Genomic DNA, 13,607 nt, shown 5'->3' with positions numbered 1-13,607 from the left:
GGCGCTCTTACCCCGTCCGGCAGCTTACTCCTTCCGCGGGTCCAAATTGCTGGACGACACTAGATCAACTGCCATAAGAGGTGCACTCACTGATGAAACGTCAAAAACGTAACCTGACTGAACGCGCATTCGGAAAAGGCTATCAAGCCGGTAGTGATGGCCGCTCCCGGAGCCTGTGTCCACATGAAAGTGGACAAGTTCGCCAGCAATGGCTGGCCGGGTGGCGCGAAGCCCGAATTGATCATTGGGATGGTTACAACCGTATGGCTCAGGTGCAAAAACTCAGCAATATGCATTTTAGTTAGCAAACGATCGAAAACGCTTTCGAGGCGGGCCATGCAGAGACAATGGCCGAAAGCGGAGTTCATCAGCAGTAGATGTGCCTTTGAGCCATTTTGACGACGCCCCGGTCATGTTTCATAGCCAAGTCTGCCTTGAATACCCGCCCTTTGGGCACTCCTTCTCAACTTCCAGCCCGCCTCGTGCGGGCTTTTTTTACCCCAAAACAAAAAACCCCACTTGCGTGGGGTTTTACGCGGCACCGCTGGCCTCTACCGCATCAAGAATGCGCCGGAAACCCGTTAAGCTGTTGATAGCCCGCGAATACCGGAAATCCAAAGCACCAAAAACAAACACGCTAACCGAAAAATAAGCGCCTGAATTATATGGGGAATTTTTCTGTTCGGAAAGTGGCATATCGGCCCATTTTCGTACGATTGCCCATGACTTGATTAAGTCGCCCACCAATTTTATCGTCACACCAACACCATCCAGGTTGGCACCCTCATCCTCCATCGCCCTATAATGGCGGCGGATTTTCACTCTCAGCAGATGGTTGCGCCATGAAAACGTTACTTTTCTTCGCCCTTATCGCTCTATCCTTCTCTACTCAAGCCCAGCAAGGGGCCTATGTTGGCGCGCTAGCGGCCTCTACAGAACTTGTTGACTGCGCTCACTGCTCTGCCGAAGGATCTGCCGGGGTCGACTTCGGCTTCGATGTCAATTCGGTGGTCGGGCTCAATGCCAAGATCGGTTTTGCCGATGACTTTACTCATGCCTTTGCCGGGGCGGATTTGGGGAGTAGTTTCGGAACCGGGATTTTTCGGCTTTACGGAAAGGTGGGTATTGCGCTATTAAGCGAAGAGGTTCCAGGCTCAAGGGAGCACGATAGTGCAGGAAGTTTAGCCCTGGGCCTTGGGTTGCGCTTTACCCCCATGGGCGATCAGAAGGGTCTGTACATAACGCTGGAATCCATCGGTTCGGAATTCTACGGCAACGCCTTAGGCACGACCGCCTTAGCGGTAGGATATAAATTCTGAGGAGAAAAATAGGCGTAAATACAGGGATCAATCTGTGCGGCACACGCTTTTTGGGCACTCCTACTCAACTTCAAGCCCGACTCGTGCGGGCTTTTTTACTCGGAAGCCATCGCAATCTCAACAACCGCTGGTTCTCCGCTGCCCTAAAGAGCACTTCTCGTCCCGTTAATCCGTGGCATCACGTTAAATTCGTGGTCATCCCCGCGCAGGCGGGGATCCAGTTTGATACATCAGTATCTAACTCCTATGGATTCCCGCCTGCGCGGGAATGACGAACGCCACTAACACCCGAGGATTGCCGCTCGCGCGGGAATGACGGGTAAACCGACTCCAAAAACAAAAAACCCCACTTGCGTGGGGTTTTCGCGCGGCACTGAAGCCGAAAACTGGTAGGACTAGGCGGACTCGAACCGCCGACCTCTACCATGTCAAGGTAGCGCTCTAACCAACTGAGCTATAGTCCTGTTTTGAGGCGCGAACTTTACCAAATCCGTCTATCCGCGCACAAGTACTTTCTTGCGCAGCCCCTATTTCGCGCTTAGTGTCCGCCAGCGAGAAATTCTAAGGGTTGATTTCACAGAAAAGCGACCCAAACCCCTAACCTATGTGCGGCTTCCCGTGCCAGCTGATATACTTATTGTATAGGGACGTCAATAAAAACAACCCCAACAATCAATGATGTTTCCATAAAGAGCTTAAACGCCAATGCCCACTCAGGTACTAATCTGTGATGATTCTGGCTTAGCCCGCAAGCAAATGGCCAAAGCCCTGCCCGAGGACTGGGATGTTCGCATTACCTTCGCCGCGGATGGCAACGAAGCCCTAGAGAAAGTACGCGCTGGGGCCGGGGAGATTCTGTTTCTCGACCTCAATATGCCCGAGTTGGACGGCTATGGTGTGCTCAAAGCCATTAAGGCCGAAGACCTGCAAGTGTTGACCGTGGTCGTTTCCGGCGATATTCAGCCCCAGGCCAAGGAGCGGGTGCTGAAAATGGGCGCCATCGACTTCATTAAAAAGCCCACCACTCAGGCCATTGTGGCCAAATTGATGTCGGACTACGGGCTCTACCGCCCCGGCGAGGCCGAACCCGGCAGCGCCGTGTCAACAGAATCCTCCGGCGAGATTGACCTGCACGACTACCTTCAGGAAACCGCCAACGTCGCCATGGGGCGCGCTGCGGACCTGCTGGCCCGTTTGCTGAATGTATTCATTAAACTCCCGGTGCCCAAGGTCAACAAAATCGCCCGCTCTGAGCTGAGCATGGCACTGGCGGCGGCCGCCACTCAAGACACCTATTCCGCTGTCTGCCAGGGCTTTACCGGTTCCGGTGTGGCCGGAGAAGCCCTGCTGCTGTTTGCTGACTCCAACTTTGAAGATATGGCCCGGCTGCTGAACTACGAAATGGACGAAACCGCCTCCATGGAAGTGGAAGTGCTGATGGATATGTCCAGCATTCTATTCGGGGCCTTCCTCAAGGGTATGAGTGATCAAATGGGCCTACACTTGGGCCTGGGGCACCCCACGGTACTGGGCAAACACCGCCAAATTTCCCATTTAGTGGAACACCACAGCCAAAAGCAGGAGCAGCTTCTGGCCATCGAAATCAACTACGCGGCAGAGGGCTACGCGATTGATTGCGATCTAATGGTACTGTTTACGGAAGACTCCCTACCCAAATTGACTGAAATTCTGCAGTACACAGGGGAATAAAAGTGAGCGAATCCCACACAGACGCACACGAGTTTCACTGGCTTGTCGACATGCTGGAATCCGTCGAGGTGGGGCTGGTGGTGTTGGACTTGGATTACAAAGTCCAGGCCTGGAATGGCTTTATGGAAAGCCACAGCGGCGTGACCATTTCCAACATTCGTAACCAGGTATTGTTCGACTTCTTCCCCGATCTCCCCCAAAACTGGTTGAAACGTAAGGTAGAATCGGTGGTTATGCTCAACACCCGGGCTTTCACCTCCTGGGAGCAACGGCCTTACCTCTTCCGCTTCCGCAATACCCGCCCCATTACGGGCACCGAAGCGTTTATGTACCAGAATCTGACCATCAGCCCGCTCTCTGGCACGAACGGCGTCGTGAACAAGATCTGCCTGATGATCTACGACGTCACCGACATCGCCAGCGGCCGCATGGCCTTGGAACAAGCCAACGAAGAGCTGGGCCGCCTAAGCATGACCGACCGCTTGACCGGCCTGCTCAACCGCGGCACCTGGGAAAACTACATTGACGCTGAGTTTGAACGCTACCGCCGCTACGGCCATGAAACCGCGCTGGTCATGTTCGATATTGACCACTTTAAACCGGTGAATGACACTTACGGCCACCTGGCCGGCGATGAAGTCATCAAACACACGGCCGATGTCATGCGCGCCAGCCTGCGCTCCGTGGACCGGGCCGGCCGCTACGGCGGCGAGGAGTTCGGCATCATCCTGCCGGAAACCAACGCTGAGGGCGCGCTGGTCATCTGCGAGCGTATTCGTGAAACCATTGAGAACTCCACCGTCGAGACCGAAGTCGCCCCCATTCAGTACACCATTAGCATGGGCATAGCGCCCCTGACCGACAAACCCGAAAACTACATGCAGTGGCTCCAACAGGCGGACGAGGCCCTGTACGCCGCTAAAGAAGGCGGACGAAACCAGGTGCGGATTTTCGGGCAAAAATAGCGCGTCATTCCGGCTCCAAGCCGTCATTCTCGCCCCAAGCGTCATTCCCACTCCAAGCCGTCATTCCCGCCCTAAGCGTCATTCCCGCTCCAAGCCGTCATTCCCGCGAACGCGGGAATCCATGGACACAGGCACCCAACTAGGAATGGATCCCCGCTTTCGCGGGGATGACGATGAAAGTTGCATTATCTTTCCGTCGTTTCCAAATGTTAGTAATACCCCGTCATTCCCGCCCCAAGCGTTCTCGCCCCAAGCGTCATTCCCGCTCCAAGCCGTCATTCCCGCCCTAAGCCGTCATTTCCGCTCCAAGCCGTCATTCCCGCCCTAAGCCGTCATTTCCGCTCCAAGCCGTCATCCGCCCTAAGCCGTCATTCCCGCGAACGCGGGAATCCATGGACACAGGCACCCAACTAGGAATGGATCCCCGCTTTCGCGGGGATGACGATGAAAGTGGCATTCTCATGGATTCGCGCGTTCGCGAGGATGACGAAATCAACTGACTTAATCCAAGTTTTCAGTCCCGATTCCTCTACGGCAACCCCCTCCGTAAAACGGACTAAATACGCTGGGGATAAAGTGCCCAGCAACGGGGTCTCACCCACACGGAGCTTGCCGGTTAGCGGCGTTTAATTCTGCAAAATACCCAGCAAATTCCAGCGACTTGCTTTATACTTAAGCGGGTTGGCTCAGTAGGTAGAATCTGATGCCAAGCAGGATTCTACATCTAATGGAAAGCAGAGTTTACTGAGGTTAACACCAGCATGTTGGACGCTCTTTTTGAGTCTTCGCGGACGACCAAGCGAATCATTTCGTTGGTCTATGACACTATTGCCATTGTCACCGCTTTTTATCTGGCCGTATTTCTCCGCCTAGGCACCCTGAACTCTCCTTTTTTCGACAAAGAATACATCGTCCTGCCCATAACGCTGGCCGTTAGCCTGGCGGTATTTATAAAGTTGGGCATGTACCGCGCCATATTGCGCTACATGAGCACCCCGGCGATGTTAACCATCGTCGCCTGTGTCTGTATCTCCAGCATCGTCCTGGCACTGAGCAGCTTTTTTGCCGGCTCCAAACTGCCCCGCTCGGTACCGGTTATTTACCTCACCATCGCGCTAGTTCTGATTGGCTCACCGCGCCTGCTGGTACGTAGCATTGTTATGCTCCTGAGCCGCCAAGGCAACATCCGCAAGGAGCCGGTGATCGTGTACGGCGCGGGCTATACCGGCCACCAACTGACCCTGGCCCTACAGGGGACCGCCTACCGCGTAGCCGCCTTTGTGGATGACAAGCCCAACTTGCAGGGTAACTCCCTGGCCAACATCAAGATTCACCCGCCATCCATGCTGGAAACCCTGGTGCGCACACATGGCGCCTACAAGGTGCTACTAGCACTGGGCAGCACCCCGAATTCTCGCCGCTCGCAAGTGATCAAGCGCCTGGAGGCCCTCCCGGTATCCGTACAAACGGTGCCCGCGATTCCCGACATTCTCAGTGGCAAGGCCCGTATTGAGCACATCAAAGACGTTGAAATTGACGACCTCTTGGGCCGTGACCCGGTGCAACCCAATCCCGAACTGTTGAACGCCTGTATCACCGACAAGGTGGTTATGGTCACCGGCGCCGGTGGCTCCATCGGTAGCGAGCTGTGCCGCCAGATCATACAGCAGGCCCCTAAAGTCCTGGTGCTGTTTGAGCTGAATGAATTCAGCCTCTATACCATAGAGCAGGAGTTACAACAGTTGCTGTGTGCCAGCAATCACCACACCAAGCTGGTCAGTATTCTCGGTTCAGTGCAAAAAGAACACCGTGTGGAAACCATCATGCGCTCCTTCGGTGTGCAGACCGTATACCACGCCGCCGCGTACAAGCATGTGCCCTTGGTGGAACACAACATCGTCGAAGGCGTGCGCAACAACCTGTACGGCACCTGGTACTGCGCCGAAGCCGCCATTCGCGCCGGGGTCGAATCCTTTGTACTGATCTCCACCGACAAAGCCGTACGCCCCACCAACATCATGGGCGCCTCCAAGCGCATGGCGGAACTGGCCCTGCAGGGTCTGGCCCAGCGTCAAAGTGGCACCCGCTTTACCATGGTTCGGTTTGGCAACGTGCTGGGCTCCTCCGGCTCAGTGGTGTCCCTATTCCGCCAGCAAATTAAGGCCGGCGGCCCGGTCACCGTCACCCATCCGGACATTATTCGCTACTTTATGACCATCACCGAAGCGGCCGAACTGGTGATTCAAGCGGGCGCCATGGGCACCGGCGGCGATGTGTTCGTACTGGATATGGGTGAGCCGGTGAAAATCGTCGACCTGGCCAAGCGCATGATCCACCTCTCCGGCTTGAAAGTCCGGAGCGAGAAGAACCCCAACGGCGACATCAGCATTGATTACACCGGTTTACGCCCCGGTGAAAAACTGTTTGAAGAATTACTGATAGGCGACACCGTAGCCGGCACCCAGCACCCACGCATTATGCGCGCCGAAGAGCACAGCCTGACTTGGGAAGAAACCAAGCTCATGCTTGATGAAATGGATGTAGCCTGCCACAACTACAAATGCGACCTGGTTCAAGAGCTACTCACCAAAGCCCCTACCGGGTACCATAAAGGCCAAATCGAGGATTTAGTCTGGAGCCAAAAACGCCGGGATTCGGCCAAGCTTAGGGTAATCAATTAGCTCCACCCCGCCCCCCTACTCGTCATCCCCGCGAACGCGGGGATCCAACACCCACGATAGTATTGTGCCAATCATCAACATGGATTCCCGCGTTCGCGGGAATGACGGCATGAAAATGACAGGCCGGGCGTAATACCCCTTCTTCCTCGTCATCCCCGCGCACGCGGGGATCCAGTTCCAACAAACGATTTGCGCCTCCCTCACCACGGATTCCCGCGTGCGCGGGAATGACAGTAGCGGTGCCGGAACACAGCACGGTGCTGAATGACTGCGCGGCGCGACAACAGCGCAGCTGGAATGACGGGACAATACTGAAATGACGGGGAGGCCGAAGCCGTACGCACCTCATTACACGTCTTCCCCGCGAACGCGGGGATCCAGCCCCACCAAGTCCAAATACAAATCTCGCCACTCTGGGTTTTCCCTCTCAATCAGCTCGATCTTCCAGGATCTATTCCATTTTTTAAGCTGTTTTTCACGGGTGATAGCCGCCATCATGTCCTCCGTTAACTCGTAGTAAACGAGTTGATGTACATGGTATCTGCATGTAAAACCATCAGCGAGATCGTTTTTGTGCTCCCATATTCTCTTGATTAGATCGCTAGTGACGCCCACATAAAGCGTCCCGTTTCGTTTACTGGCGAGGATATAGATGCAGGGTTGCTTAGGCATTATTTGGTACGTCCTTGTAGATCCTAAAAGTAATGGATTTCCATCTCGGCTGGGAATGTTAGAAATGATAGCCCCAACACTCCGCTTTCGTCATCCTCGCGAACGCGGGGATCCAGCCCCACCTATGACATTAACAAGCCCCACTATGGATTCCCGCCTTCGCGGGAATGACGGCAGGGTGCGGAGCCGAAATGAAAAGAAATAACCACCCCACTCGTCATCCCAGCGAACGTGGGGATCCAGCCCCACCTATGACATTAACAAGCCCCACTATGGATTCCCGCGTCCGCGGGAATGACGGGAATGACGGGAGTGACGGGAGTGACGGGAGTGACGGGAGTGACGGGAGTGACGGGAGTGACGGGAGTGACGGGAGTGACGGGAATGACGGGAGTGACGGGAATGACGGGAATGACGGGAGTGACGGGAATAACAATGCCGTTTCTGCGGCTCGTCATCCCCGCGAACGCGGGGATCCAGTAGTTACACCTCCTGCCTTCGGGCATTTCCCGCCTTGAAGTACAATGCCAGTATTGCCAAGGGTGCGTAGGCCAGCATCAGCCCTACGAGGCCGTCCAGGTAGCCCAAGGTCACCATGAGCGCTACGGGAAACAACCAAACCAGATTGACTGCGCCATACAGCAGGGTCACAGGCTTATGCTGGCGCAGCTTGCGGGACAGATACTGGTACGCATGACTTCGATGGGCTTCATAAAACACCTCACCATGAAGCACGCGAGTGACCAGGGTGACCGTAGCGTCAACTATGAACGTGCCCAACAGGATCAACCAAGCCCAGAACAATCGTTCATCCTGCTGGCTGGAAGTCACCATTAGCAGCCCCAAGACCAGCCCAATAAAAGCGCTGCCCACATCGCCCATAAAAATTTTGGCCGGCGGGTAATTCCAGACTAGAAAACCCAGCACCGACGCCGCCAGGGCCAGAGGCAGATACACCGATGCATCCGGCACGGCGATCAGAGCCAACCATGCGCCAGCGATAGTCACTGTAAGAGCTTCCATCCCAGCGATGCCATCAATTCCGTCCATAAAGTTGTACAGGTTGAGCAGCCAAACCAGCAGAATCACGAGCAAAAGATCACCCACAAGCCCGAAATCGATGTAAAAACCCAACAAAGTTAAAGCTGGTAAGCCACCCAGCCAGAAAACACCCCAAGTAGAGGCAGCGAAGTGTGCCAAGAGGCGCCAACGTGCAGGTAATTGCGTGTGGTCATCCCAAAATCCCACCGCCGCCACAAGCGCGCCTGCCCCAAGGAAGCCAACAAGCACTGACAACGGCAGCTCACCCAGAAAGAATAACGCCACCAAACCCAGAAAAAACGTGACCACCACCGCCAAGCCACCACCATGAGGCGTCGGCTCCACGTGGGAGCTGCGCTCGTTCGGCATGTCCAACCAGCGTGAGTGGGCATAGCGGCGCAACCCAGCGGTTAGGCCCCAACTAATCAGAACAAGCACTGCCAGAACAAACCACAGCATTTTCTATGAATTCTCCGTTAGAAAGGCCTGGACTGTACGCTCCAAGCCAGCCTGCAAACTTAGAGGCGCTTGCCAGTTCAAAAGTCGCCGAGCATTATCTGGACGAACTTGAAAATTACCGCACAGGCGCCGCAGCACGGGCTCTTTCCCCAAAAGCTTACCCGCACCCAACAAAACTCCCACTGGTACCGGGATCAACCTCGCTGACTTGTCCATGGACTGCGCCAGCAAGCGCAATAGTTCCGTGGTGGAAACATCTTCCCCGTCGGCCGCCAAAAACACCTGATTGGCAGCGGCGGGATGGCGCAGGCAAAGGGCAATCAAATCCACCAGATTGTCCAGGCTCACAAGACTACGGCTATTGTTTACGGCCCCCAATGGCAAAGGCACTCCTCGGCGCACCCAGTGCATCATAGCCTTAAAATTCGCTTTCACACCCGGCCCGTAAACCAGCGGTGGGCGCACAATCACGATATCCATACCGTAACGCAAGCCAAGCTCCCGGAGCCCCTTCTCCGCCTCGTATTTGGAAACGGCGTAGGGATCCTCCGGTGCGGGGGCGTCTTGTTCGGTAAACGCACGGCCGGGCTCGGAGGCCTCACCGTGTACCTTGGCGGTACTGATGAATACAAAGCGCTTAACGCCTTCCGTGGCCGCCTGGCGAGCAAGCCGCAGCGTGGCATCACGGTTCACTCGCAGGGATTCCGCCAAAGGGTCATTCGCACTATCTTTCATAATGTGCACGCGCGCGGCGGTGTGGACCACGGCATCCACATCCACCATAGAGCCTTTCGGCAGCGATTCCGTGCTTAAATCCGCGACTTGCAGCGTATCGGCTGAGGGTACTGCTTCCGTACTGGAGTGCCGCCGTATGACTGACACCACTTGGTGTTCAGCTTCAGCGCTGAGTTTTTGTTTTAGCGCCGCGCCGACAAAGCCATTAGCGCCCGTTATGAGTGTTTTCATGGTGTGTAATTCACGTCGAAGTCGGTCCCGGCTTCAGGTGTGGGTATGCTATCATTCCGCCCTGCAATGCTGACACCCAAACCGCCAAAAAACAGCGAAACTTCCCACCACTATGTCCGCCACCATGCCGAGTCATTCCACCACAGCGCCGGATTACGAAGTGGTCATCTGCACCTATAATGGAGCGCTGTTTATCGGTGAACAACTCAGCAGTATTCTGGCGCAGCAGCCCGCGCCTGCGGGCGTGATCATCAGCGACGACGGTTCCACGGATGACACCTTGGCCGTAATCGAAGCGCAAGCCCACTCCAGCACGGTCCCCGTACGCATCATCCAGGGCCCAGGCAAGGGCATTATTCAAAATATGCTCAGCGCCTTGAAACACACCCGTGCTAACTATGTGTTTTTGGCGGATCAGGACGACATGTGGATGGACAACAAAGCGCCGCTGTTTTGCGAGCAAATGCGCGAAACCTCAGCGCCCCATCTGATTTTTTCCAATGCCTGGGTATGGCGCCCAGGCCAAAAGCTGAAAACGAGTCTTTGGGAAGCTGACGGCTTAAAACCGGAGAATGCGCACGATCCGCAAAAACTGGCCTTCCACAACGCCGTGCAAGGCGCCTCCGCCTGTGTAAACCAAGCATTGATTCAAGCACTGAAACCACACCCGGATATTGCCATGCATGACTGGTGGCTGGGGTTGATTGCGGCAGGTACGGGTGAGGTGTCGGTTGTTGAGCAACCCACCCTGCTCTATCGTCAACACGCCGGCAACCAAGTTGGCGTACAGGCGCAACGAACCCATTCCGGTGGCCCCATCGAACGGCTCAAGCAAAAAAGGGCCGCTTCAGGGATTGTGCTCCGCCAAGCACTGGCGTTCGCGCAACTCTATGCCCAGGAATTACCATCACCGCAGAGCGATTTTTTTAAGGCTTATGCAACCGCCATCACATCCAGCGTTTTACAACGCCTGGGGTTTTTGCTCAAATGGCGCCCGGTGCGAAAGAACCTTCTGCGCACACTAACACTATGGCTCAGCATTCTGGGCACTCGCTGTGCGCCTAGGCCACAAAATCCTGAACAACCAGAGACCAGGTAACCGCGTGGCTTTGTACATTTCCATTGTTTCCCACAACCATACGTCGGACATCATCAACGACCTTCTGCCGCACCGGCTGCAAGGCGGTCATGTACGCGTGGTTATTCTGGCCAACCTACCGGACCAAGCCCTAGCGGACTACTGCCAGCAGCATCAAATCACCTATTTGCAAAATACGACCCCGCATGGCTTCGGAGCCAACCACAACCAAGTGTTTCGCTATTGTCAGGAGAACTTGGGACTGGAAAAGCAAGACTGGTTTCTGGTGCTGAACCCAGATGTAAAAGTTTCACCAGAAGCCATCAACGAATTAGTGACGACCCTACCAAAATACTGCACCCGTCTGGCCGCTGCGAATCTATTCAAGGACGACGAATTCGAAGTGCTAGAAGGTTCGGTACGCAGCTTCCCCTATCTGTGGGACTTCTTCGGTTCACTGGTTTTCAAATCCACCCGAACCACCGTAAAGCGTCGAGGATTCAAAAAGCCCTGCCACGTGGATTGGGCCTCCGGTGCTTTTCTGGTCCTCAAAGCCGAGCTTTATGAAACCCTGGGCGGCTTTGACGAGCGTTACTACCTATATTGCGAAGACGTAGACATTTGCTGGCGCGCGCTAAAGCTCTGTGGTGTGCGCGTACTCTATCTACCTAACGTCAAAGCCGTTCACATGGGCAAGCGGGACAGCCACAAATCCATTAACCAGCATATGTTCTGGCACATCAGCAGCGCCTTTCGTTTTTCCTGGATACGGCTGAAAACCAAACTTCTGGGTACCAAAACCCTGCGCCGCAAACCCCTATAAACACAGAAGCGGCGTGGGTCGCTCCTGCGCGACGGCTGAGCTATAATCCCGCAACGCCACACCACTCACTTCCATAAACGACGCCAGTCTATGTCTGCGCCCCAATCAGCATCCACAGCACGCGACTACGAAGTATTGGTCTGCACCTACAACGGAGCGGAGTACATCGTCGAGCAGGTGCGCAGCATTCTCGAACAAGACCCGCCGCCGAGCCGGGTGCTGATTAGTGACGATGGCTCCACTGATCAAACCTTGGCATTGATACAAACCCTAGCAAATGACTCCGTCATTCCCGTGGAAGTGCGGCAAGGCCCCGGCAAAGGGGTGATTCACAATGTAATCGAAGCCATTCAGTACACCCGTGCGCCTTATGTATTTCTTGCGGATCAAGACGATATCTGGCTGCCGGGAAAAGCGGCACTGTTTTGTAAGCGCATGAATGACGCCGGTCTTCCGCACCTGATCTTTTCAGATGCATTCGTTTGGACACCGGAAACCGACCAACGCGAATCATTCTGGCAACGGGATGGCCTGGTGCCGAACAACGCCCGCAATCCCGCCCGATTAATGTTTCACAATACCGTTCAGGGCGCATCGGCGTGCGTTAATCGCGCGCTGATTGAGCTACTGGAGTGGGACGATCGGATTGTCATGCACGACTGGTGGATGGCTTTGATCGCATCATCGCTTGGCCGGGTGAGCATTATTGAAGAGCCCACGCTTTTGTACCGGCAACACGAGAGCAACCAGCTGGGAAGTTTGCGCCCGGAATCTACGGAAGAGAGGAAGTTATCTCACAGACGAAAGGTGGCCACCCAAATATTACGTCAAGGATTGGCCTTTGAAGAGCACTACGGAGGGAAACTACGGGAACCCGAACGGGCATTCTTTAAACGCTACCACGGCGCTTTATGTGGTGGCTTTTTAAAGCGAACAGGCTTTTTGTTACGCTACTGGCCGATCCACAAAACCTTAAAGCTCACCCTCGCGCTCTGGTACATGATTTTGACGGCAGAAAAGCAGCCACCAGTTTAACCTTTAAGCTGCAAGAGCATTGCTTTTAACTGACTCCGCCAGCCTTCCGCCTCAACTCCAAACACGTTTTCAGTGAGCTGCGTATCGAGTACGCTGTAGGCGGGTCGTGCAGCAGGCGTTGGGTAAGCACTAGTGGGGATTGCGCGAACCGGAATCGACTGATCCAAAATGTTTAACTCCAGCGCCAACTCCTGAATCGCAACCGCAAAGTCATACCAAGTGGTAGGGCCAGCATCGCTCCAATGGTATCGACCACCGGCAACATCGTTCATAACACCACGCCACAACACGCTGGCTAAGCCGCGCGCCCAGGTTGGCGAGCCCACCTGATCGGCCACCACATTCAGCTCGGGCTTTTCAGCCATCAAGCGCAATATGGTTTTCACAAAGTTTGCGCCGGTAGATGAGTAAAGCCAGCTGGTACGTACGATCACAGTACTGGGTAATGCGCTTGCAACCGCCCGCTCACCGGCAAGTTTGGAGCTACCGTACACACTCAGGGGGTTTACAGGCGCTTCAGGCAAGTAAGGCGTGTTGCTGCGGCCATCAAAAACAAAATCCGTTGAGACGTGCACCAGCCGGGCGTCAACTAGCTTGCATGCCTCGGCGACATTGGCCGCACCCTGTTCATTTGCGGCAAACGCTTTCTCTCGCTCCTGTTCCGCCCGGTCCACGGCCGTATAGGCTGCCGTATTAACCACCCAGTTGGGCTGATGCTTTTGAAGTAGCTCCAGGCACGCGCTTCTGTCGGTGATATCAAGCACTCCTCGGGGAGCCTCAATTAGCTCAATAGTTGCCGGTACTGTCTGTGACAGCTCCCAAGCCAATTGACCGCTGCCAGTTACCAGAACTTTCATA

14 protein-coding genes and 1 tRNA gene are annotated in these 13,607 nt (G+C 55.0%); 8 read left to right on the top strand and 7 right to left on the bottom strand.

What is annotated here, in order from left to right; translation table 11 throughout:
• Positions 1 to 92: 92 nt before the first annotated feature.
• Positions 93 to 305 (top strand): ribosome modulation factor, encoded by a 213-nt coding sequence (gene rmf, locus RBH33_RS16715; protein WP_306733362.1) that lies wholly within the window; start codon positions 93 to 95, stop codon positions 303 to 305.
• Positions 306 to 531: 226 nt separating this feature from the next.
• On the opposite strand, the gene RBH33_RS16710 is transcribed toward rmf, so the two are convergent.
• The gene (locus tag RBH33_RS16710; protein WP_306733361.1) at positions 532 to 822 is read right to left on the bottom strand and encodes a hypothetical protein; all 291 of its coding nucleotides are present in this window, start codon (positions 820 to 822) and stop codon (positions 532 to 534) included.
• 20 nt (positions 823 to 842) lie between these two features.
• Between RBH33_RS16710 and RBH33_RS16705 the strand changes: the two genes are divergently transcribed.
• On the top strand, positions 843 to 1,319 hold the full coding sequence (locus RBH33_RS16705) for an outer membrane beta-barrel protein (RefSeq protein WP_306733360.1): 477 nt from the start codon (positions 843 to 845) through the stop codon (positions 1,317 to 1,319).
• 387 nt (positions 1,320 to 1,706) lie between these two features.
• On the opposite strand, the gene RBH33_RS16700 is transcribed toward RBH33_RS16705, so the two are convergent.
• A tRNA-Val gene (locus tag RBH33_RS16700) sits at positions 1,707 to 1,783 on the bottom strand.
• Between the two features lie 241 nt (positions 1,784 to 2,024).
• Between RBH33_RS16700 and RBH33_RS16695 the strand changes: the two genes are divergently transcribed.
• The 3 genes from RBH33_RS16695 to RBH33_RS16685 all read left to right on the top strand — a co-directional run bounded on the left by RBH33_RS16695 (position 2,025) and on the right by RBH33_RS16685 (position 6,675).
• Complete coding sequence (locus tag RBH33_RS16695; protein ID WP_306733359.1) at positions 2,025 to 3,029, top strand: response regulator; 1,005 nt, start codon at positions 2,025 to 2,027, stop codon at positions 3,027 to 3,029.
• Between the two features lie 2 nt (positions 3,030 to 3,031).
• Entirely contained in the window at positions 3,032 to 3,994 is a 963-nt protein-coding gene (locus RBH33_RS16690) for a GGDEF domain-containing protein (protein ID WP_306733358.1), read from the top strand.
• 761 nt (positions 3,995 to 4,755) lie between these two features.
• Complete coding sequence (locus tag RBH33_RS16685; RefSeq protein ID WP_306733357.1) at positions 4,756 to 6,675, top strand: polysaccharide biosynthesis protein; 1,920 nt, start codon at positions 4,756 to 4,758, stop codon at positions 6,673 to 6,675.
• Positions 6,676 to 7,023: 348 nt separating this feature from the next.
• Here the strand turns inward: RBH33_RS16685 and RBH33_RS16680 are convergent, their stop codons facing one another.
• From RBH33_RS16680 to RBH33_RS16665, 4 genes are all read right to left on the bottom strand, one after another.
• The gene (locus tag RBH33_RS16680; RefSeq protein ID WP_306733356.1) at positions 7,024 to 7,347 is read right to left on the bottom strand and encodes a GIY-YIG nuclease family protein; all 324 of its coding nucleotides are present in this window, start codon (positions 7,345 to 7,347) and stop codon (positions 7,024 to 7,026) included.
• Positions 7,348 to 7,604: 257 nt separating this feature from the next.
• Entirely contained in the window at positions 7,605 to 7,805 is a 201-nt protein-coding gene (locus RBH33_RS16675; protein WP_306733355.1) for a hypothetical protein, read from the bottom strand.
• A 25-nt stretch (positions 7,806 to 7,830) separates the two neighbouring features.
• Positions 7,831 to 8,847: an MraY family glycosyltransferase gene (locus tag RBH33_RS16670; RefSeq protein WP_306733354.1), complete on the bottom strand. Its 1,017-nt coding sequence runs from the start codon at positions 8,845 to 8,847 to the stop codon at positions 7,831 to 7,833.
• Between the two features lie 3 nt (positions 8,848 to 8,850).
• Positions 8,851 to 9,813 (bottom strand): UDP-glucose 4-epimerase family protein, encoded by a 963-nt coding sequence (locus tag RBH33_RS16665; RefSeq protein WP_306733353.1) that lies wholly within the window; start codon positions 9,811 to 9,813, stop codon positions 8,851 to 8,853.
• A gap of 112 nt (positions 9,814 to 9,925) precedes the next feature.
• Here RBH33_RS16665 and RBH33_RS16660 point away from each other — a divergent pair, with 112 nt between their 5' ends.
• From RBH33_RS16660 to RBH33_RS16650, 3 genes are all read left to right on the top strand, one after another.
• Positions 9,926 to 10,912, top strand: a complete 987-nt coding sequence (locus RBH33_RS16660) for a glycosyltransferase family 2 protein (protein ID WP_306733352.1) — start codon at positions 9,926 to 9,928, stop codon at positions 10,910 to 10,912.
• 4 nt (positions 10,913 to 10,916) lie between these two features.
• Complete coding sequence (locus RBH33_RS16655) at positions 10,917 to 11,714, top strand: glycosyltransferase (RefSeq protein WP_306733351.1); 798 nt, start codon at positions 10,917 to 10,919, stop codon at positions 11,712 to 11,714.
• Between the two features lie 90 nt (positions 11,715 to 11,804).
• Positions 11,805 to 12,749 (top strand): glycosyltransferase family 2 protein, encoded by a 945-nt coding sequence (locus RBH33_RS16650; RefSeq protein WP_306733350.1) that lies wholly within the window; start codon positions 11,805 to 11,807, stop codon positions 12,747 to 12,749.
• Here the strand turns inward: RBH33_RS16650 and rfbD are convergent.
• The gene (gene rfbD, locus RBH33_RS16645) at positions 12,746 to 13,606 is read right to left on the bottom strand and encodes a dTDP-4-dehydrorhamnose reductase (protein ID WP_306733349.1); all 861 of its coding nucleotides are present in this window, start codon (positions 13,604 to 13,606) and stop codon (positions 12,746 to 12,748) included. The two genes, RBH33_RS16650 and rfbD, sit on opposite strands and share 4 nt — an antisense overlap.
• Between the last annotated feature and the right edge of the window lies 1 nt (position 13,607).

The sequence above is a fragment of the Marinimicrobium hydrolyticum genome, from assembly GCF_030848505.1.
Taxonomy (GTDB): domain Bacteria; phylum Pseudomonadota; class Gammaproteobacteria; order Pseudomonadales; family Cellvibrionaceae; genus JAVDDU01.
This window is presented reverse-complemented; position numbering and strand designations above follow the sequence as displayed.